This window comes from Edaphobacter lichenicola, assembly GCF_014201315.1.
GTDB lineage: Bacteria > Acidobacteriota > Terriglobia > Terriglobales > Acidobacteriaceae > Edaphobacter > Edaphobacter lichenicola_B.
In genome coordinates, this window is sequence record NZ_JACHDY010000001.1 from 850461 (window position 1) to 871026 (window position 20566).

Genomic DNA, 20566 nt, shown 5'->3' on the forward strand with positions numbered 1-20566 from the left:
ACTGGTTATCGCGAATCGGAGTCTGCATAACCATGTTCTAAAGCCGCACCTGTCTAATCTACGATAAACGGCGCAGATTCTGCGATCTGCTGCTTCGTTATTCCATCATTTACTTTGATGTTGACCTGATACTTACCGGGCTGAAGACTCGCCAGCGGCAAACTCTTTTCAATCGTAACTTGATCCGCGTTGGGGTTGGTCTTCGAGGTCAACTCCTGCGTCTCAAGAATGGCTTTGTTCGTAGCCACGTCAAGAATCTGATACTCGATCGTTGCACCATTCTGCTTACTCTTCTCGTCGATTCCCAGGTTATACACCTGCATCCAGAAGTTCAGATTTTGCGCTCTATGAAACGTAACCGGAACCCCGATTCCAGTAGGGACGCGTGGAGTAATGTGGGTATCGCCAATAATGAAGTTTCCCGCGCCGATATCCTTCGACGGGACCCTCTCCATGGACGAAGCCAGAATCAAAGAAGACGAAGCAAGGCGGTCATCATCGTAGGCTGGCACGTTCAAACTACGCTGCCATCTGCCGATATGGTCGGGATTATTGACGTCCTTGATAACGATGTCGATCTTGTACAACCCGGGACGCAGCGGCAGAGACTTCCAATAGACCGACTGATCAGCCCGCTTGCGCGCAAGCAGTTCGCTCGGCACCTGAACGCTGACCGTATCCTCGAAGGTCTGTATTGCCTTGTGATTCAGATTCGAGACGCGCCCCAGAATGTTCACCGTGCCCATTGCGACGCCGTCTTTATTGGTGAAAGTAATGTCACCGTTTTTGATCTGCAAAGTTACAGGAACCAGAATTGTATCGTTAGTGACCTTGACGTAGTCGGTCCGAACATCAAATAGAAACGGCGGCCCAGTCAGAATCTTCGAAGTCGTCATAAACGACTCGAGGTCTTTGAATTTGATCTCAGGCGGAGCCATCAGCTTGGCGAATCGGTCCAGCCGATCAAACTGCTTACTCTGGTTCTGAGACGATAAGGGCCCAGCACCAAGCTGCTCCAGTCCGCCGCCCGAAAAACGGTCCGCCTGTTTCGACTGTCCCGACTGCTCATAAAGTGTCTGGCCAGCACCTGGGGTGTGCTTCAGCGCATCTTTCTCCGAGCGATCGATCGTCATGTGATAGTCGCCGCACATGCAGGTGTCGACAAACTCGATATCGATGTTATCCCCGATACCCTCTAAATATCGGTAGTGCCAAATCTCAAAGGGGAACGTAGAGGTATTTCCGCCGCCTTCTTCGATCGGACGCTCGTAGCTGCCGCCGCTCGGGTGCGAGTCGGTGCTGTCTGGCTTGCCGTAGGCGATGTAGATATGACCACGATCTGTTCTCCAGCCGGGCTTACCGGCGGCGAAGTGGTCGTTTGCATAAGCGATGCGCGCGTAATGCTCCTCGCGAAACTCGTTCTCCGGTGAGTCAGGATTCGGATTGCGACGTAACCAGAAGTTCTCGATAAACTGGTCGCGCTCCTCGTCGTTGCTCAAACTCTTGAACGCCTGTAACTCCTGATCTGTGATGATCCAGCGAACGTCCTCATCCACCCATTTCTTGTAAACACCCTTCAACTCAGCCTTCAGCGCCTTCTGCTGGTCACGCTTCTCTTTATCGCTCAGAGGACGCTTCAGCGGATCCGGCTTCTCCACCGTCACCGGTCCCCTCGTCACGCCGTCAGTCTGTGCGGAGTCAGCAGGTGCCTCCTGGGCAGTCAAAAGACGCCCCCCCATCAGAATCAACAGAAATAGGGTCGTGCCGGATACCAAGCGCCGAGAAGTCGTCATAAAGAAGGGGTGCACTCCTGTTACCAACCAACATTGTAGAGCGGTTACATCTTCGTTACAAGAGGAGACTATAACCCGCCCCTGATATCATCGCTGCTGTTCCTCGGCAAGCTCATAAGTCTCGTGTAACGGATAGTTGCAGGCTTTTGCATAATCTCTCGTAAAGTGATCTGACTCAGGTTTTGGAAGATCACGGAACGCAATTTCTTCCACTTCCGTACAGTCTTTAGCAAGCACCGACTCCCAGCCACCTCTGCACTGCCGCGGAGGTGCGATAGAAAGCGGCAATGAGCATAAAGAAAATCCTCTTGATCGTAGTTGCGGTCCTGGTTCTCGCAGGCATCGTCGTTGGTACCATCCTTCACGGTCAGGCCAACGTCACGAAAGTCTCCACCACCAAGGCCGCCCATCAAGATCTGGTCTCCGTTGTTAACGGCACCGGCCAGATCAAGCCGAAGACCTACGTCAACGTCGGCGCCACCGCCTTTGGGCGCATCACCCACCTCTATGTCAAAGAAGGCGATCATGTGAAAGCCGGTGCGACCCTCGCCACGGTCGAAAGTGTTCAACCCCAGGCCACCGTCGCAGCCCAGCAAGCGACCATCGCCTCCTCCCGCACAGACATCACCAGCTACATCGCCGCGGAAAAGACCGCCGAAGCAAACATAGCCCAGGGAAAAGCCGATCTCGAGCAGAAAAAACTCGACTTCGGCCGCGCGGAGTCCTTGTACAACGAAAAACTGATCGCAAAACAGGACTTCGACGCTAAGAAAGCCGCATACGACATGGCTTCCGCTACCCTCGCCCAAAGACAGGCAGCTCTTGCACAAGCCACCGCGCAGACCGAATCGCAACGCGGCCACATGAACCAGGCAGTCGCCAGTCAGCGTGCAAATTTCGACGCCCTCGACAAAACCATTAGCCGCGCCCCCTTCGACGGGCTCGTTACCAACGTTCCCGTACGTGAGGGCGAAACTGTCGTCGTTGGGATCCAGAACGCTGGCGGATCCACCATCATGACCCTCGCCGATATGTCCGTCATTACAGCCGAGGTCAAGGTCGACGAAACTGACATCGTCAACATTTCCCTGAATCAGCCCGCTGATGTCTCCGTCGACGCGCTGCCTGGTCGGGTCTTCAAAGGCCACGTCACCGAGGTCGGCGATCAGGCGCTCCTCCGAACCACCGGCCTCTCGACCACACAAAGCACCACAGGCACCGAGGAAGCCAAGGACTTCAAGGTCGTCGTCACCCTAGACCAGGCCTCCGACGATCTTCGTCCGGGCCTCTCCGCTACGGCAAAGATCACCACTGCCCACAAGCCGAATGCCCTCACCATACCTATCCAGGCGCTTGTACAGCGTGACACGGCTGTCGAAACCGCACTCGCAGCGAACGCAGGCAAGGCAAGCGTCGTTGCCGTCTCCGCCTCTAGCACTCCCAACCGCAAACCTCAACCGGTCCAGGGAGTTTACGTTCTCCAGACAGACCACAAAAAACGCCGCGCGATCTTCGTTCCAGTCACTACCGGGGTCACAGGAGCCACAGATATCGAGGTCCTCAGTGGTTTGAAAGACGGCGATGAGATTGTCACTGGCCGCTATCGAATTCTGCGAACACTAAAGAGCGGAACCTCCGTCAAAGTAGATAACAGCGTTGAAGCCGCAGGCGACTCTGACAAGTCATAAGAAAAAAATCTGAAATATTGGCGAAAAGTCTTAAAATTGTTGTTCTCGGAGTGACTCAGTCAATACCGCGGAACCATCCCACCACCCCAAACGTACTATCCTGAAACACGTAGGAGCACGGAGAACCGGATGGCCATCGAAACTGCACTCGAATCCAACCTCAGCACCAGCAACGCCTCCGGACCTACTCCCGGGGACGTCATCGTCACCGACAATCTCTGGAAGACCTACGAGATGGGCGACCAGCAGGTGCACGCCCTTCGCGGCGTCAACCTCCGCATCCGCCACAACGAGTACGTTGCCATTATGGGCCCCTCCGGCTCCGGCAAATCAACCCTGATGAACCTCATCGGCTGCCTGGATTCGCCATCTCAAGGCCGGTACTGGCTCAACGGCCACGATGTCTCCGAACTAAACGACGACGAACTCGCCCGCATTCGAAACAAGGAGATCGGTTTCGTCTTCCAGACCTTCAACCTGCTGGCCCGCGCCACCTCGCTCCACAACGTCGAGCTCCCCCTCATCTACAACGGCACACCAGCCGCTGCGCGCACCGAGCGTGCAAAGAGTGTCCTCGAGTCGGTAGGCCTCGGCACTCGCATGATGCACAAACCCAACGAACTCTCCGGCGGTCAGCGTCAGCGCGTCGCCATCGCCCGCGCTTTGGTCAACAAGCCCTCAATCATCCTCGCCGACGAACCCACCGGCAACCTCGACTCCAAAACCGGCGACGAGATCATGGCCCTCTTCGACGACCTCCACTCCAAGGGCAACACCATCATCCTCGTCACCCACGAGCCCGACATCGCCGAATACGCCCACCGCATCGTCACCATCCGCGACGGCGTCATCGCCGGCGACCATCTCTCGACGCGCGTCCGTAACTAATTGCAAAGTCAGTTGCGGATTCAATGTGTCACGGTGACATCCGTACCCACCTCATTCCCGTCTAAAATGGAATGATGGCAAAAGCGTTTCGCCGCTCACGCTTCCTTGGAACTCTCGCTGCCACCCTATTGGCCTGTCCGCTGCTCCACGCCGACCCCGCGCGCTTTGACCTGGCTGGGCCGAAGGTAGATGTACACGTCACCCGCTCCGGCAAAGTTCTACCCATTGCACAGGTCCCTAATCTGCAGCCAGGCGACAAGATCTGGCTCCGCGCCGACCTTCCACCCACGCAATCGGTCCACTACCTTCTCGTCGCCGCCTTCCTGCGTGGAACCACCAATCCACCGCCAGACAACTGGTTTTTTGCGATCCAGACCTGGAATAAAAAAGTCCGCGAAGAGGGCGTGACCATCACCGTCCCCGCCGAGGCCCAGCAGGTGATTCTTTTCCTTGCGCCCGAAACCGGCGGCGACTTCAGCACCCTGCGCTCCGCGGTTCGCGGCCGCCCTGGCATCTTCGTCCGCGCCTCTCAAGACCTCATCGAATCAGGCTTCGAACAGGCCCGTATCGAGACCTACCTCGCCGCCATCCGCCGTGTCCCGCCCGAAGACGCCAAAGGTCTCGCCGAGCACTCCGACCTCCTCTCCCGAACCCTCAACCTCAAACCGAACGGCGACTGCTTCAAACGCCCCGTCGATACTCAATCCACCTGCCTCACTCAGGCCGGAAATCAGACCCTCTTAGACGACGGCCACGGCCAGTCTGTCGCCGACGCGCTCAACGACGGATCCAACTCCGATCTCATCAACCAGGCAAGCTATACCAGGCTTGCCGGCGGCGGAAACTATAGCCCATACGTCGGCGCCATCGTTGACCTCATCCGCATCACCAGCACCCTCCACACCGCCAAATATCAGTACATCCCCGCCATCGCCTTCCCGGAGGGTGACGCCCTCAACCTCCGCCTCAACACCCCGCCCTCCTTCAACAACCCCAAATCCGTCATCGTTATCGGTCTGCCCGCGATTCAGGCTGCAGTTCCCCCGCCTCTGCGCTCGCCCAACCCCGAAGCCATCTCCTGCCTGCTAAAACCGGAAGTGGCTCTTCCCGTTGATGGCGCACCTCTGGTCTACGCGACAGCTCTAGCGCACGATCTCGTCCTCCACCTCGACGGCCCCAACGGGGGCACCGACATTCCCGTCACTCCGGACGCCTTTCGAGGCGGTCTCGTCCTCGCTCACCTTCCCGCACGTAAGCCACTGCCCCTCGATTCAAGCGTCCCTTCAGATACCGACTCCAAACCAAACACCAACTCCAGCGCACCCTCCGAACCCCATCCCACAGAAACAGCTTCTGCGCATCCAGGCACAAACACCATCACCGGCACCATCACCGGCTTCTGGGGTTTCGACCCCTTCAAAGGCCCCACCCTCAAGCTCCAGGACTCCCCGGGCAAAGACTGGAAGCTCGCCGACGATGATGTCCTGATTGCCGGACGCGAAAATCACCTCATGTTGAGCTCCACCGGCACCGCCTGCGTCGACACCATCTCTCTCGATACCAGCACAGGCAAACTAGTCGAAACCAAGTGGAAGCCTGCCGACAAGCCCTCTGCGATCGATGTCACCGTCTCCCTCAAATCCATCGACCCCGGCTCCCTCCATCTCGCCATCAAGCAATTCGGCGACGACAAAGCCGACACCGTCGCAGCCAAAACTTACTCCGAACCCGCCCGCCTCACCGCGCTCGAACTCCATGCCGGCGACACCACCGCCGACCTCACAGGCTCCAGCCTCGATCAGGTCCAGCAGCTCACCATCAACAACCTCGTATTCACTCCTGCCCCCCCAAACATTCCATCCAACCAGGACACCGCGACTCCCACACCCGCGCCTGTGAACCCCGACACTCAACTCCGCCTCACCCTTCCGCCTAACAGCCAGGCGCCCAAGCTCCGGGTTGGCGATCATCTCACCGCAAACTTTTCACTCAAAGACGGTCGTACCCTTACCCTTCCCGTCACCGTCTCGCCGCCACGTCCCTCCGTTACTCTTCTCAGCAAAAACATCGGCCAATCGACCACAACGCCCATCCACCTGGCCGACCAAGACGACCTGCCCGCCGACCAGCAACTCACCTTCTCCCTGAAATCGATAGCCCCCTTCCCCCGCGCCGGAAAGATCGAAGTGTCGAACGCCGACGATAGCCTCCACACCACCCTGAGCGTCGCCTCCGGCAACCTGGTGCTTCAGAACCCGCACACCATCCTGGCCACCCTGGATCCCCTCAAAGACTTTGGCGCCTCCGCCTTTGGCCCACTCCGCCTTCGCCCCGTCTCTCCTGACGGAACCACAGGCGACTGGCTCCCGCTGGTCACTCTCGTCCGCCTCCCGACCCTCAAAGACCTTCACTGCCCGGCGGACACCGCCCAACCCTGCACCGTCACCGGCTCCAGCCTCTATCTCGTCGACTCTATCGCCACCGACTCCGCCTTCACATCGCCCACCACGGTTCCGGAGGGCTTCGTCGGTACCACTCTCACGTTGCCGCACCCAGCCAAGACCGGCTTCTTTCTTCGCCTGCGCGATGACCCCACGGCCGCGAACACTGTAACGCTACCCATCCTGCCACAAGCAGCATCCTCGCCGCCAAGCGCCTCCACTACAGCATCCAACCCAAAATTCCTACCCAAAAACTAACCGCTGGCCGTCTTCTGCTCGGCAAAAGGCCGACGAGGCTGCGGGTGTGTCGGAGTTCGGCAAAGCAACTCCGACACACCTCTGCAAAGGCCTACTCAACAACGCCGTCGCGAATCGCCTTCTGCACCTTGCTATGCTTCACGCTATAGGTGAAGTAGATCAGCAGTCCAAATGCGAGCCAACCCAAGACCACAACCTTGGTCAGCGTTGGCAAAGTCCAAACCAGATACAACGCACTGAGGATGCCGAGTATCGGCACCAGAGGAACCAGTGGCGTCTTGAACGGCCGATGCAGATCGGGATTGCGCCGCCGCAAGATCCAAACGCCTGCGCAGACGATCGCAAACGCCAACAGTGTGCCCATATTTACCAACTCGCTCAACTTATCGATGGGCAAAAGCGCCGGCATAAACGCAACGATCGCCCCCACCACGATGTTCGAGATCCACGGGGTCCGGAACTTAGGATGAATCACCCCAGCCCACTTCCACAGAAGTCCATCCCGCGACATCGAAAAGAAGACGCGAGACTGACCCAGCAGCATCACCAGCATCACAGTCGCAAGACCGAACACAGCGCCAATCTTCACCAGAATGCTGCCCCACCGAACACCTGTTACATCGATACCGACCGCAACCGGATCGCCGACGTTCAATGCCTTGTAGTTCACCAACCCAGTCAACACGCCCGAGACAACGATATAGAGCAGCGTGCAGATCACCAGCGACCCCAGAATGCCGATCGGCATATCACGCTTCGGATTCTTCGCCTCCTGCGCCGCCGTCGACACCGCGTCAAACCCTATATACGCAAAGAAGATCGAAGCTGCCCCTGCCGTTATGCCGCCGATGCCAAAAGCTCCCGGCCCCTGGCTTGGCGGTATAAACGGAGTCCAGTTCGCATGAGCCTCCGCCGGATGATGCAGGATGTACCCAATCCCCAGCACCAGAAAAACTCCAACGACGCTCAGCTTCACGATCACAATCGCAGTATTCAGATTGGCCGACTCTTGAATCCCTATGATCAGGATCGTCGTAATCACCGTAATCGCCAGAAATGCCACCAGGTTGAAGACCCCGGCCACATGCGGCAGCGCCGAAGCATCGATCCCTGCGGGCAAAGCCGCCAGCGCCTGCCAGCGATCGTGATACAGATACAGCACATTTCCCGGTGTCGTCGTCAGCTGCGGCGGAATATGAATATGGAAGTCCTGCAGCAGCCCGACAAAGTACCCGCTCCATCCCGAAGCCACCGTAGCCGCGCCAAACGCATACTCCAGCACCAGATCCCATCCAATGATCCACGCCACAAACTCGCCGAGCGTCGCGTAGCCATACGTATACGCCGAGCCAGCAATCGGAATCAGCGAAGCAAACTCCGCGTAGCAAAGACCGGCAAACGCGCAGGTAATACCAGCTACGACGAAGCTCAACATAACCGCCGGCCCTGCATGCTTCGCCGCAGCCTGACCTGTCAGCACAAAGATCCCGGCACCGATGATCGCCCCAATTCCCAGCGTAATCAGATTCAGGGGGCCCAGCGTACGTTTGAGTCCACTCTCACCCTCATTCTCCGCCTCCTTCAACAAACGAGAGAGGGGTTTGACTGCCAGCAGCTTCGCCATTGATTCCTTTTCTCCACTTTCCTGAAACTGTTTACGACTCTTCCTTTGCTGCAATATCCATCCCAACCGTACGTGGCATCCGTGTCCACAACAGATACACCGGGATCCCCAGCAGAACGAGAACCAGGCCCGGCCAAGTGTATTGAGGTTTGTAACGCAATAGTACTGCACAAATCCACAGCGCCATCACGATATACAACGCCGGCAGCACAGGATATCCAAACGCCCGGTAAGGTCGCACCGCCGACGGCCGAGTGCGCCGAAGCACAAACAGTCCCGCAATCGTCAAAATATAAAAGACCAGCACGGCAAAGATCACGTAATCCAGCAGCTGACCATAGCTTCCCGACAGGCACAGCAGACAGGTCCAGGCCCACTGCACCCAAAGCGAGTTCACCGGCGTCTTCGACCTCTCACTCAGCCTCCCCACCGATTTAAAAAACAGCCCATCCCGGCTCATCGCGTAGTACACCCGCGCACCCGCCAGCAGCATTCCGTTCACACATCCAAACGTCGAGATCAAAATCGCCGCAGCCATCAGCTTCGCGCCGTAGCCCGCAAAGGCCTGCTCCATCACCGCCGTCGCAACCCTGTCTTCCGAGGCAAACTGAATCCCGCGCCCGACAATCGTCGTCGCCCCCGCGTCGCCTGCCAGCGGCAGCACACTCAGATAAACAAAGTTGCAAAGCACATACAGCAGCAGCACCACGCCCGTGCCAATGGCCAGCGACAGCGGAAGATTCCTCTTCGGATTCCTGATCTCCCCTGCCGTGAACGTAACGTTGTTCCACGCATCCGAGCTGAACAGCGACCCCACCTGCACCACCGCTACAATCGTCAGCACTCCAACATAAGCCGTCGGGCCACCCACACCGACCTGCACCGCGTGCGTAGTATGCAATCCAGCCCCTGCCCAGAAGTTATGCCAGCCCGTGCCAAAGTTTGCCGCCACAGCAACAGAGTTCTTCGCTAGCACACCCACCAGCACCACCGCCGCCAACGCCAGAACCTTCGCGGAAGTAAAGACATTCTGCACCGCCGCACCCATCTTCACGCCTAACGTATTCAGCAGCGTCAGCAGCGTAATCACTACAATCGCCGACAGGTTCGCCGTATTCAATCCAATATCCATGTTGCCCAGCACCATCGGCCCCACATGCCACGGTGGAACATGCCCGATATGCCAGATCCAATTCTGCCCGCTCACACTCGGAAAGAAGACCCCAAGAAACTTCCCGAACGCGACTCCTACTGCCGCAATCGTCCCCGTCTGGATCACCAGGAACAGCGTCCACCCATAGAGAAAACCCCACAACGGCCCCAGCGCCTCGCGCAGATAAACATACTGCCCACCGGCCTTAGGCATCATCGCCGCCAGCTCTCCATAGCTCAGCGCGCCAATAATGGTCATCAGCGCCGTCACCAGCCAGGCCGCAATCAGCAACGCTGGCGACCCCAGCCCACGCGACATATCCGCCGACACAATAAAGATGCCCGACCCGATCATCGAGCCCATCACAATCGCCGTCGCCGAAAACAGCCCCATCCCCTGTACAAACTGAGGAGACGACGACATTCCTTCGCCTTCAGCCGTCAACACAGGGGTGTCCATTTCATTTTTTTTCACAAGATTCACGTTCGTCAGTTCTACCGTAAAACATCGAGAAAGTCTCTCGCCACTTTCTCAACCGACTCCCCCTCAGCAATCAACGCGCTGATCACCGCAACCGAATCCGCCCCGGCATCGATCACACTTCGCGCATTCGCCCGCGTAACTCCGCCAATCGCTACAATCGGCTTCTTCGTCAGCGTCCGCGCCAGCGCAACACCCACCAACCCAATCACCGGCTCCGCGTCAAGCTTCGTCCCCGTAGCAAACACCGGCCCTACGGCAACATAATCCGCGCAACTCAACTCCGCCAGCCGAACCTGCTCCTCCGTATGAGTCGAAACCCCAACCCAGCGCTCCACTCCCACAACCCGGCGTGCATCATCAGGCGATAGATCCTCCTGCCCCACATGAACTCCATCCCACCCAGCAATCACGGCAAGGTCCGCTCGATCATTCAGAATCAACCGGCACTCACTGCCAGCCATCGCATCGCGAATAAGCGCGGCAACCCGCAAAACCTCCTGAGGACCGCCCGACTTGTTGCGATACTGAAGCAGCCCAACCCCAGCTGCCTTTAGCTCCTTCGCAAATCCTTCAACCGCCAATCCGCGACCCGTCAGAAAACCATCGTCCACAATCGGATACAAACGCGGTAGCGGGGTCCCCACCTAGCTTTCCTTCTGCCGCTCGAAGAATCGCTCCATAAACTTCGTATCGAACTGCCCCGACCGAAACTCTTTATCCGCAAAGATCTTCTCATGCAGCGGAATCGTCGTATGAATTCCTCGCACCACAAACTGGCTCAGCGCCCGCTGCATCTTGTTCATCGCATCTTCGCGATCCGATCCATGGCAGATCAGCTTCGCAATCAGAGAGTCATAGTAGGGCGGCACAAATCCCTCAGCGTATTGGGCAGTATCCACCCGCACCCCGTTACCGCCCGGCAGATTGAAAGCCGTAATCTTCCCTGCGCTAGGCGTGAACTTCTCCGGATGCTCCGCATTGATCCGGCACTCGATAGCATGTCCGCGAATCTCCACCGGACGCGTAATGATCGACGTCAGCTTCTCGCCTGCAGCGATCCTTAGCTGCGCCTTCACAAGGTCAATTCCTGTAACCATCTCGGTTACACAATGCTCCACCTGAATCCGAGTGTTCATCTCGATGAAGTAGATCTTGCCATCCTCATCCATCAAAAACTCAATCGTCCCGGCATTCCAATAACCAATATTCTCCAGCGCCCGCTTGATCGTCTTGCCCAGCTCTTCTCGAAGCTTGGGTGTCACCATCAAACTCGGCGCCTCTTCAATCAACTTCTGGTGTCGTCGCTGAATCGAGCACTCACGCTCCCCAAGACTCATCACATTGCCATGCTCATCGGCCAGCACCTGGAACTCGATATGCCGGGGCCGCTCAATGAACTTCTCCATGTACATATCGCCGTTCCCGAACGCATTCGATGCCTCGGTCGAAGCCTGCTGATACATCCCCGGCAGCTCTTCTTTATTCCGGCAGATGCGCATCCCGCGACCGCCGCCACCCGCGACCGCCTTTAGAATCACCGGATATCCCACATCCTTCGCCCAGTCGAGCGCCTCATTTTCGTCGGCAATCACGCCATCCGACCCCGGTAAAATCGGCACCTTCGCCTTCTTCATCGTCTGGCGCGCCGTGGACTTCTCGCCCATCATCCGCGTCACCTCGGGCGGAGGTCCGATGAACTTGATGTTCGACGCGCGGCACACCTCGGCGAAGTTTGCATTCTCACTCAGCAGCCCGTACCCAGGGTGAATCGCGTCAACATCCGCAATCTCAGCCGCCGAGATCACCGCAGGCACATTCAGATAGCTATCAGCCGAACGCGGAGGCCCAATGCAGATCGCCTCATCGGCAAACCGCACATGCAGCGAGTTCCGATCGGCCTCGCTATACACCGCAACCGTGCGGATACCCATCTCCTTGCAGGCGCTGATCACGCGCAGTGCAATCTCCCCACGATTGGCAATCAATACCTTACGAAACATAAATGCAGGTGCCTTCCATCGATCTTTGCTGACGAATCTTTTGCTGACGAATCGCTACGTCTCTTATCGCGCCTTGATGGCAAACAGCGCCTGTCCATACTCCACCGGCTGCCCGCTCGCTGCGATTCGCTTCACCACTTCGCCGGCCACATCGGACTCAATCTCATTCATCAGCTTCATGGCCTCGACGATGCAGAGCACCTGTCCCACTTCCACCTGATCGCCCACCTTCACAAACGCAGGCGCGCCCGGCGACGGCGACTCATAGAACGTTCCCACAATCGGCGACTTCACCTCATGCAGCTTCTCCTCAACCTCAGCAGCCGGAGCAGCAGCCGCAACCACAGCTGCAGCAGCCGGAACCGCTGCAGGAGCAGGCGCCGACGCCATCAATCGGCTCAACTGCGCCATATCAAATCCGCCAGCAGGAGCAGCGGCAGCAGGCTCACCCGCGAACTTGATCCGCACCTTCAGGTCGTCCTGCTCCATATCGAACTCGGCGATCTCGTTCGCCTTCAAAAACTCGACCAGTTCGCGCAGCTCATTCAACTTATTTCCGTCCATCATGTCTCTTCCCGTGCCTCTTCCGGCACCATGTCGTTTTTAGAGCTCTATCCAGGCCTTCACACTGGGCGTCAAAACTTCGCCGCGATTAGCCGTCACTAAAACCATATCTTCAATGCGCAAACCGAACCGTCCCGGCATATACACACCAGGTTCGATTGTAATCACCATTCCCTGCTCTAACACCTGCGTCTGCTTCGCCGCAAGCCTTGGTCCTTCATGAATCTCCAGCCCAACACCATGCCCGGTAGAGTGACTGAAGTACTTATCCAGCTTCACCCTCCGCAAAACGCTCCTTGCCGCCTCGTCCACCTCTCCGGCAGTCACTCCCGGCACCACAGCGGCGACGGCGGCTTCCTGCGCTTCCAGCACAGAATCATACACGTCCCGCTCATCCGGCAACGCCTTGCCTATGTGCACAGTACGAGTCATATCGCTGCAATATCCGTCGAGAATAACACCGAAGTCCAAGGTCACGAACCCCTGCTTCGGCAACCTCGCCCCCGTTGCTCGACCATGCGGCAGCGCCGATCGCTCCCCGCTCGCAACGATCGTGTCGAATGACATCCCCTCCGCTCCCGCCAGCCTAGCCGCGTACTCCAGCGTCGCCGCCACCTCCACCTCGGTCCGCCCCGCCTCCAGATACGTCAGCATGCCCTCAAACAGATCGCACCCCACCAACGCAGCAGCGCGTATCAGCTTCACCTCGTCGGCGTCTTTCACCTCACGCATCCGCGCCACCACCGGTCCCACCGCCACAAACATCCCCCGCCGCACCTTCGCCGAAAGCGCCTTCCGCATCGTCTCCAAACCCGCCACCGTCGTGTGCGCCGCGTCGAACCCACAGCGCCGCACCCTGGCAGTCTCCAGCCACTCACAAGCCGCCACCACCGCAGGCTTCTTTGCAATCACAACCTTAGTCCCGGCTGCCTCTGCCCGCGCCTGCACGGTGTACCGCCCATCGGTAAACAACGTCGCGCGTCCACCCACCAACGCCAGCACCCCATTCGAACCCGTAAACCCGCACAGATAACGAACATCCGGCAGATGAGCGATCAGCATCCCATCGACGCCAGCTGCCTTTGCCGCCGCCGCAGCTCTTTTCTTTCTCAAACTAAAATTCATTACTTTGATTCTACCCAACCCCATCGTCCCGCACTCGCCTTTGGCCCATACCGTTCCAACCGGTATCATAGGACTATGCCCGGCTCTCAATCCGCTCAGCCGTCGCGCTTTACCCGACGCAAGTTCCTCATAGGCTCAGGGACCGCCGCAGCAGCTCTGGCTCTCTACTCCGGAGAGATCGCTCGCCACGAAGTCGACGTCGTCCAACGCCCCATCGCCATCGCGAATCTCCCCGCCGCCTTCCACGGCTACCGCATCGTTCAACTCAGCGACATCCACCTCGACGAGTACACCGAACCCTTCTTCTTCGAGCGCATCATCCGCAAGGTCAACGCCCTATCGCCTGACCTCGTCCTTCTCACCGGCGACTTCATCACCCACGGCTCCATCACCTTCATTGCCGGCAAACACGCCGCCCACCGATGTGCGGAGATCATCGCCACCCTCACCGCCCCTCTGCGCTACGCCGTCCTCGGCAATCACGACGTAGCCGTCAACGCCCCCATGGTCATCCAGGCTCTCTCCAGCCGCGGCACGCCAGTCCTGGTCAACCGTTATCTCCCCATCGAACGTAACGGCTCCCGTCTCTGGCTCTGCGGCGTCGACGACCCCGGCACCAGTGCCCCCGACCTCGACCTCGCCATCCCCAAAAAACCCGACGGTCCGGTCATTCTCATGGCCCACGAGCCCGACTACGCCGACACAGTCGTCACCCATCCCAGCGGCCCACTCGTCGATCTCATGCTCTCCGGCCACGCCCACGGCGGCCAGGTCCGTCTGCCCTTCCTCGGCCCACTCATCCTGCCTCCACTAGGCGAAAAATATCCCGAAGGTCACTACCAGTTCAATCGAATGCAGCTCTACGTGAATCGCGGCATCGGCACAGTCGGACTTCCCTTCCGCCTCAACTGCCCCCCGGAGATCACGGTCATCACCCTCCAGCCAGCCTAAGCCGCGAGTGCCATACGCACAGCGACTCGCATCTCCAGCTCAACAAGGAAAAGCCTTCCGTCAGCTCCCGAAGGCAGTAAAAAAAATCATCACCACTCCCAGCGCAAGCAGCGCCACAGCCCCCGCCAGTCGTCCCACCACGCCATACCAGGGTTTGCCGGCAGCCGACCAGCAAAGCTGAATCGCAAACCAGAACGCTGCCACCGCGACAGCTCCAAACAGGACGATATACCCGTCGATGTGAAACGCCAGAAGTCTGATCAATCCGCCTACCGCGCCCTCGCAACCGGCTTCTTTTGTTTTGGCATCACAGCAATCGGCGTAGGCGGCTTCACGCCCGACTTCTCATCCATCCACGCATCCATGAGCGTCTTCTTGAATCTCCACCGATTTCCCAGCTTGAACGCCGGAATAAACCCCTCCGAAGCATACCGGTACAGCGTGTCCCCGCTGATCCCCAGATACTCCGACGCCTGCCGGATGTCCATCACCTCACGCACCGTTGCCTGTACCGACACAGCCATCACAAGTCTCCGTTCGACGAAAGCAGTGCAAAGTGGATGCCGGATGCAGAGCATCACCCAGCACCCTCTTTGTACCCCCTTTTGTCTATCGGCACAACAAAAATCGCCCTTGTTAACTGGAAGCTAACGGCTGTAACCCCTTCATCACCGCCAGTAAGTCCTCCCCCACCGTCCTCGTCTTGGCAATCGCGTCCGCCAGTGGAATATCTGTGATCGCAGTCCCCATCAGTACCACCAGACGGCCGAACTTGCCCGCATGAACTAGGTCGATCGCCGCCACGCCATACCGCGTCGCCAGCATCCGGTCATAGGCCGAAGGCGTCCCACCCCGCTGTGTATGCCCCAGGTTCACGCTGCGTGTCTCATACCCGGTCCTCTTCTCAATCTCCTCCGCCAGCGCCTGTCCAATCCCGCTGAGCCGCGCATGGCCAAACGAATCGACAGCCGTCCCATGAGTCGCCTGCCCCGTCTCCGGAAACTGCGCCCCCTCGGCCGCCACCACAATCGAAAACTTCTTCCCATGCTCGCGGCGATACTTCACCAACCGGCAGACCTCTTCAATGTCGATCGGCACCTCGGGCACAAGAATCACATCCGCGCCGCCGGCAATGCCTGCCGTAATCGCGATCCACCCCGCATCGCGCCCCATCACCTCGCACACCATCACGCGGTTATGCGCCTCCGCAGTCGAGTGCAGCCGGTCCACCGCCTCCGTAGCAATCCCCACAGCCGTATCGAACCCAAAGCAGGCATCAGTCCCATTCAAATCGTTATCGATCGTCTTCGGCACGCCAACGCACTTCACGCCCTTCTCGCTCAGAGCCAGACTGATCGACTGCGTATCGTCCCCGCCCAGCGCAATCAGGGCATCGAGCTTGTGCTTCCCCAGCACCTCAACGCACTTCTCAAACCCACCCGGAATCTTCTTCACATTTGTCCGTGAAGACCGCAGAATCGTCCCACCCCGATGCAGAATCCCCGACGTCGTCTCGAGCGTAAGCGGCATCGTCACATCATCCAGCACCCCGCGCCAGCCCTCCATAAACCCGACAAACTCATCCCCATGGTGCAGGATCCCCTTACGCACCGCCGCCCGAATCACAGCATTCAGCCCAGGACAATCCCCGCCGCCAGTCAACATCCCAATCCGCATCAAAATTCTCCTTTTCGACAACGGCAAAATCATACAGCAGCCTTATCGGCGGTCTCATTTTATGAAGCAGGACGCGAGAGATTTCGACAGGAACGAGTCTCAAAAGAGCCATCATCCACTGAGGCTTTCCCGGAACTACCGGAACTACTTGACCTTCCACCAATCCGACCGCACCTCGACCCCACCCACAACCTCGGTCGCTCGTCCCGGCTCAGGAGCCCACAACCGAATCCCGCGCTCCTCCGCCAACTCCAGCAGTCGCGTGATCGGCTGCCGCCAGGCATGTAGCGCCAGATCGAAGAGCCCCCAGTGAATCGGCATCATCAGACCCTTGCCGCCCAGCGCCTCAAACGCACGCGCCGCACCATCCGGCCCAAGATGAATCCCGTCCCACAACGCATCGAACGCTCCAATCTCCAGCATCGTAAGATCGAACGGCCCATACACAGCGCCAATCTCTGCAAACCCGTCCCACCATCCCGAGTCCGCGCCAAAGTAGACATTATGCTTCGGCCCCCGGAACACAAACGCAGACCAGAGCGTCTCGAATCGATTAAACAGACTCCTTCCGGAGAAGTGCCGCGACGGAACCGCAATGATCTCCACCCCACCCACTGAGATACTCTGCGTCCAATCCAGCTCCGTGACCCTCCCGGCATCGACGCCAAACCCCTGCAGTAGCTCCCCCACTCCCAACGAAGTCACCCACTTCGCCTCACGCATCGAATCGAGCCGCGCCAATCCACGAATCGTAGCCTCGCCCAAATGGTCGAAGTGGTCGTGCGACACCAACACCACATCCACAGCGGGCAACTCCTCCAGCCGCATCGGAGCAGCAAAAAATCTCTTCGGCCCCATCCATCGCGTCGGAGAGGCGCGTTCATCCCACATCGGATCGATCAGCACTCGCAACCCATCAATCTCCATCAACAAAGACGAGTGCCCCATCCAGGTCACCCGCAGACCGCTGGCCGGCGCGGCAGCATACACGGAGACATCGGTCGTGAACGGCCCCAGTGCCTTCGCCGGCACCGTCTCCGCCTTATTGAACAAATAGTGCGGCAGCACCTTGAAGATCGTGCTCAACCCACCAATCACGGTAGGCACGGGATTCACAAACCTCCGCCCCACCTTACTCGCTCGCCGCAGCATCGTCGTATCACCGGATACTAAAGTCCCCAAATCAAGCCCCCCTGCAAAACCCCTAAGGCAAATAGTAAAAGGGATTCGGCAGTTTTACGCTGATTTCCGCTCTGGGCTCCCCATTCAGGTCACTCCACTGATCCCCCACGCTCATCACAATCCGATATCCCGCATCCACAATCTTCCTCCGCTCCTCGCTCTTGTAGGCGACCGTAGCCATCGTCTTCTCAGGCCCCTCTCGCAGCGCAAGCCCCTTCCATCCACGATACCCCGCAGCCTCCAGGTTCCTCGCCGTCGCAGCCTTCTGCTCCCCCGGCCGCCCCGTAATGAAGAAGACCTCCAGCCCCGCACCACGAGCTTCGTTGAACAGCCGAAGCGTCCCCGGTATCGCCATATCCGCCTCTGCGGAGACCGCCCACTCATTGAACGGCACCGAGATAAATCCGTAGTCCTCCCGCTTCATCTCGCAGTAGTTCGTCAGCGAAGTCTCATCGATATCCAGCACCAGAGCCAGCTTCTCGCCAGCCTTCTCCGTAGCGATCAGCCTCTTCAACTCAGCCTCCGCCCGCTTGGCTTGCGCATCCAGGTCCGCCCAGTAACACCCACCCGTCCCCACGCAATCGGCATAGTCTGACAGCCGATACCGCGCCACACCGAAGTTCTCCATCGGCTCGGCCGCCACCACCATCGTTGGATCAGCAGCCGCCGTCTCCGCCGTAGCCACCGCGGCTTCCACCGTAGGTCTCGGCCCCACCTGAGGCCGCAGACTAGCCGCCTGCTTCCCCGCCGGAACCGCACAAACCGGCGGCACAATCTGCGCCAGACAAACTCCACCAGCCAGCGCCACCACACTCACCACGCGCAACACGCCAGCTCCTACAGCACTCAACTCACCCCTTCGACGCAGTCGCCTCATCCGCATAGAAATCTCCAATCTCCTTCGCGTACTTCTGCTCCACCACCCGCCGCTTCAGCTTCATGCTGGGCGTCAACGTTCCATCCTCCACGCTCCACTCCTCTGCAACCAAGCTCATCCGCTTCATACTCTCAAAGTTCGCCAGCCCCATGTTCACCTTATCCACGATCTCCTGGTAAGCCTTCACCACCTTCGCGTCCTTCACCAGAGCCGCATGGTCACCAGCGGCGATCCCCTGCCCCTTCGCCCATCCCTCAAGCGCCGCAAAGTTCGGCGAAATCAGCACGCACGCAAACTTGTGCCTATCCCCCACCAGAGCAGCATGCGCCACCAGCACATTCGCCTTCAGCTTATTCTCAATCGGCTGCGGAGCAATCAGCTTTCCACCACTAGTCTTCAGCAGCTCCTTCTTCCTGTCCGTAATCGACAGGTACCCATCCTTATCGATATTCCCGATATCGCCAGTCTTGAACCACCCATCGGCAGTAAACGCCTCGGCAGTCTCTTTCTCCTTCTTCCAATACCCCACAAACACCGAAGGCCCCCTCACCTCCAGCTCGCCATCCGCCGCAAATCGGCACTCCACATTCTTCAAAGCTTGCCCAACCGTCCCAATCCGATGAGCCTCCGGATAGTTCACCGCAATCACAGGCGAGGTCTCCGTCAACCCATACCCTTCAAAGATCCGTATCCCCACATCCGCGAACCACCCGGCAGAATCCATCCCCAGCGGCGCACCGCCCGAGATAAACACCTCCGCCCGCCCGCCAAACGCCTCGCGAATCTTCGAGAACACCAGCTTGTTCGCCATCTTCCAGCTCAGCGAACGAGGCGTCTTCCCAACCAATATCTCCGCCCGATGCTTCTTCCCCACTCCCAGCGCCCAGCGCAGTATCTTCAACTTCGCCGGCGACGCAGCCGACTTCCCCTCCACTGCCTGTCGAATCTTTTCATACACCCGCGGCACCGCAAGAAACACCGTAGGCTTCACCGCCTGCATCGCCGGCGCCAGTTGGTCGAACTTCGGACAGTAGGCCAGCTTCACCCCATGACACAGCAGCGCATAGTCCGTATGCCGAGCCGTCACATGCGACAGCGGCAGAAACGAGATGCAGCTATCCTTCTCCGAAAATCCCATCTTGCCCGTCGAGAAGTTCACATTGCTCGTCATGTTTCCATGCGTCAGCATCACGCCCTTCGGCTCTCCCGTTGTGCCCGATGTGTAGATAATCGTCGCCAGATCCTCTGGCTTCACCGTCTTCAACATTCCATCGAAGCCAGCATCCTTCTGCTGCTTCGCCGTCGCTTGCTCCATCAGCGCGCCAAAGCTCTCCGCATTCGCAAACTCTCCCGCATCCATCACCACCACACGCTCCAGCTCCGGCAGATCCCCCGCCGCCGCAAGCTTGTCGTATTGCTCCCGCGACGACAGCACCGCCACCTTCGCTCCCGAGTCCCGCAACATATACCCAATCTGCTCCGGCGTCAGCGTCGGATAAAGCGGCACATCCACCGCTCCAATCGCCAGCGTCGCAAAGTCCGTCACCGGCCACTCCCACCGATTCTCCGAGAGAATCGCCACGCGATCGCCCTTCCCCACGCCCCAGCCGCGAAGCACCTCCACCAGCGCCCGTACCCGCCCATAAAGCTCGTCCGAAGTAATCGGCTTCCACGCCCCATCTGCGCCCTGCCCCATCATCACCGCCCGACTGCCCCAACCAGTAGCCTTCTCCAGCACATCATTCAACGTCACAAAATCGAACATCGTCTCTCCCAAAATCTAATGCTGCTCCATCTCTATTCTTTCAACACTGGAACCTGGCCGCCTGAAGCCATGCTTCCCGAAACCGCCAGCGCAATCG

At 58.7% G+C, this 20566-nt stretch carries 17 protein-coding genes; 4 read left to right on the top strand and 13 right to left on the bottom strand.

The window, feature by feature from the left end:
* Window positions 1–53: 53 nt before the first annotated feature.
* The gene (locus tag HDF09_RS03535; protein ID WP_183761531.1) at window positions 54–1793 is read right to left on the bottom strand and encodes a GWxTD domain-containing protein; all 1740 of its coding nucleotides are present in this window, start codon (window positions 1791–1793) and stop codon (window positions 54–56) included.
* A 287-nt stretch (window positions 1794–2080) separates the two neighbouring features.
* Between HDF09_RS03535 and HDF09_RS03540 the strand changes: the two genes are divergently transcribed.
* The 3 genes from HDF09_RS03540 to HDF09_RS03550 all read left to right on the top strand — a co-directional run bounded on the left by HDF09_RS03540 (window position 2081) and on the right by HDF09_RS03550 (window position 7068).
* Window positions 2081–3481 carry an efflux RND transporter periplasmic adaptor subunit gene (locus tag HDF09_RS03540; RefSeq protein ID WP_183761534.1) on the top strand — a complete coding sequence of 467 codons (1401 nt, stop codon included), beginning with the start codon at window positions 2081–2083 and terminating at the stop codon, window positions 3479–3481.
* Between the two features lie 129 nt (window positions 3482–3610).
* Window positions 3611–4369: an ABC transporter ATP-binding protein gene (locus HDF09_RS03545; RefSeq protein ID WP_311718565.1), complete on the top strand. Its 759-nt coding sequence runs from the start codon at window positions 3611–3613 to the stop codon at window positions 4367–4369.
* A gap of 71 nt (window positions 4370–4440) precedes the next feature.
* A complete protein-coding gene (locus HDF09_RS03550; RefSeq protein WP_260180900.1) occupies window positions 4441–7068 on the top strand; it encodes a hypothetical protein in 2628 nt (875 codons plus the stop codon).
* Between the two features lie 91 nt (window positions 7069–7159).
* Here the strand turns inward: HDF09_RS03550 and HDF09_RS03555 are convergent, their stop codons facing one another.
* From HDF09_RS03555 to HDF09_RS03580, 6 genes are all read right to left on the bottom strand, one after another.
* Entirely contained in the window at window positions 7160–8692 is a 1533-nt protein-coding gene (locus HDF09_RS03555; protein ID WP_183761537.1) for an amino acid permease, read from the bottom strand.
* Between the two features lie 31 nt (window positions 8693–8723).
* Window positions 8724–10304 carry an APC family permease gene (locus HDF09_RS03560; protein WP_221270041.1) on the bottom strand — a complete coding sequence of 527 codons (1581 nt, stop codon included), beginning with the start codon at window positions 10302–10304 and terminating at the stop codon, window positions 8724–8726.
* Between the two features lie 35 nt (window positions 10305–10339).
* Complete coding sequence (gene thiE, locus HDF09_RS03565; protein ID WP_183761540.1) at window positions 10340–10972, bottom strand: thiamine phosphate synthase; 633 nt, start codon at window positions 10970–10972, stop codon at window positions 10340–10342.
* The gene (gene accC / locus HDF09_RS03570) at window positions 10973–12328 is read right to left on the bottom strand and encodes an acetyl-CoA carboxylase biotin carboxylase subunit (protein ID WP_183761544.1); all 1356 of its coding nucleotides are present in this window, start codon (window positions 12326–12328) and stop codon (window positions 10973–10975) included.
* A 63-nt stretch (window positions 12329–12391) separates the two neighbouring features.
* Complete coding sequence (gene accB / locus HDF09_RS03575) at window positions 12392–12892, bottom strand: acetyl-CoA carboxylase biotin carboxyl carrier protein (RefSeq protein ID WP_183763271.1); 501 nt, start codon at window positions 12890–12892, stop codon at window positions 12392–12394.
* A 39-nt stretch (window positions 12893–12931) separates the two neighbouring features.
* Window positions 12932–14005, bottom strand: coding sequence for a M24 family metallopeptidase (locus HDF09_RS03580; protein ID WP_311718569.1), 1074 nt, complete (start codon window positions 14003–14005; stop codon window positions 12932–12934).
* Window positions 14006–14092: 87 nt separating this feature from the next.
* On the opposite strand from HDF09_RS03580, the gene HDF09_RS03585 reads away from it, so the two are divergent.
* Window positions 14093–14968: a metallophosphoesterase gene (locus HDF09_RS03585; protein ID WP_183761549.1), complete on the top strand. Its 876-nt coding sequence runs from the start codon at window positions 14093–14095 to the stop codon at window positions 14966–14968.
* Between the two features lie 60 nt (window positions 14969–15028).
* Here HDF09_RS03585 and HDF09_RS03590 read toward each other — a convergent pair whose 3' ends face one another.
* The 6 genes from HDF09_RS03590 to HDF09_RS03615 form a co-directional block, all read right to left on the bottom strand.
* Complete coding sequence (locus tag HDF09_RS03590) at window positions 15029–15232, bottom strand: hypothetical protein (RefSeq protein ID WP_183761552.1); 204 nt, start codon at window positions 15230–15232, stop codon at window positions 15029–15031.
* Window positions 15233–15237: 5 nt separating this feature from the next.
* Entirely contained in the window at window positions 15238–15492 is a 255-nt protein-coding gene (locus HDF09_RS03595) for a helix-turn-helix domain-containing protein (protein WP_183761554.1), read from the bottom strand.
* Between the two features lie 112 nt (window positions 15493–15604).
* Window positions 15605–16645 carry a 6-phosphofructokinase gene (locus HDF09_RS03600; protein ID WP_183761557.1) on the bottom strand — a complete coding sequence of 347 codons (1041 nt, stop codon included), beginning with the start codon at window positions 16643–16645 and terminating at the stop codon, window positions 15605–15607.
* 144 nt (window positions 16646–16789) lie between these two features.
* Window positions 16790–17827: an MBL fold metallo-hydrolase gene (locus HDF09_RS03605; protein ID WP_260180901.1), complete on the bottom strand. Its 1038-nt coding sequence runs from the start codon at window positions 17825–17827 to the stop codon at window positions 16790–16792.
* 22 nt (window positions 17828–17849) lie between these two features.
* Window positions 17850–18710: an HAD family acid phosphatase gene (locus HDF09_RS03610; RefSeq protein ID WP_260180902.1), complete on the bottom strand. Its 861-nt coding sequence runs from the start codon at window positions 18708–18710 to the stop codon at window positions 17850–17852.
* Window positions 18679–20469, bottom strand: a complete 1791-nt coding sequence (locus HDF09_RS03615) for an AMP-dependent synthetase/ligase (RefSeq protein ID WP_183761560.1) — start codon at window positions 20467–20469, stop codon at window positions 18679–18681. The genes HDF09_RS03610 and HDF09_RS03615 overlap by 32 nt, the downstream gene beginning before the upstream one ends.
* Window positions 20470–20566 lie beyond the last annotated feature (97 nt).

Excerpts from the sequence above, each read along its gene's own strand:
- HDF09_RS03595 (WP_183761554.1), bottom strand. The coding sequence starts at position 15,492 with ATGGCTGTGTCGGTACAGGCAACGGTGCGTGAGGTGATGGACATCCGG.
- HDF09_RS03555 (WP_183761537.1), bottom strand. The coding sequence starts at position 8,692 with ATGGCGAAGCTGCTGGCAGTCAAACCCCTCTCTCGTTTGTTGAAGGAG.
- accC (WP_183761544.1), bottom strand. The coding sequence starts at position 12,328 with ATGTTTCGTAAGGTATTGATTGCCAATCGTGGGGAGATTGCACTGCGC.
- HDF09_RS03540 (WP_183761534.1), top strand. The coding sequence starts at position 2,081 with ATGAGCATAAAGAAAATCCTCTTGATCGTAGTTGCGGTCCTGGTTCTC.
- HDF09_RS03535 (WP_183761531.1), bottom strand. The coding sequence starts at position 1,793 with ATGACGACTTCTCGGCGCTTGGTATCCGGCACGACCCTATTTCTGTTG.
- HDF09_RS03600 (WP_183761557.1), bottom strand. The coding sequence starts at position 16,645 with ATGCGGATTGGGATGTTGACTGGCGGCGGGGATTGTCCTGGGCTGAAT.
- HDF09_RS03610 (WP_260180902.1), bottom strand. The coding sequence starts at position 18,710 with ATGCGGATGAGGCGACTGCGTCGAAGGGGTGAGTTGAGTGCTGTAGGA.
- HDF09_RS03615 (WP_183761560.1), bottom strand. The coding sequence starts at position 20,469 with ATGTTCGATTTTGTGACGTTGAATGATGTGCTGGAGAAGGCTACTGGT.
- HDF09_RS03560 (WP_221270041.1), bottom strand. The coding sequence starts at position 10,304 with ATGGACACCCCTGTGTTGACGGCTGAAGGCGAAGGAATGTCGTCGTCT.
- accB (WP_183763271.1), bottom strand. The coding sequence starts at position 12,892 with ATGGACGGAAATAAGTTGAATGAGCTGCGCGAACTGGTCGAGTTTTTG.
- HDF09_RS03545 (WP_311718565.1), top strand. The coding sequence starts at position 3,611 with ATGGCCATCGAAACTGCACTCGAATCCAACCTCAGCACCAGCAACGCC.
- HDF09_RS03550 (WP_260180900.1), top strand. The coding sequence starts at position 4,441 with ATGATGGCAAAAGCGTTTCGCCGCTCACGCTTCCTTGGAACTCTCGCT.
- HDF09_RS03585 (WP_183761549.1), top strand. The coding sequence starts at position 14,093 with ATGCCCGGCTCTCAATCCGCTCAGCCGTCGCGCTTTACCCGACGCAAG.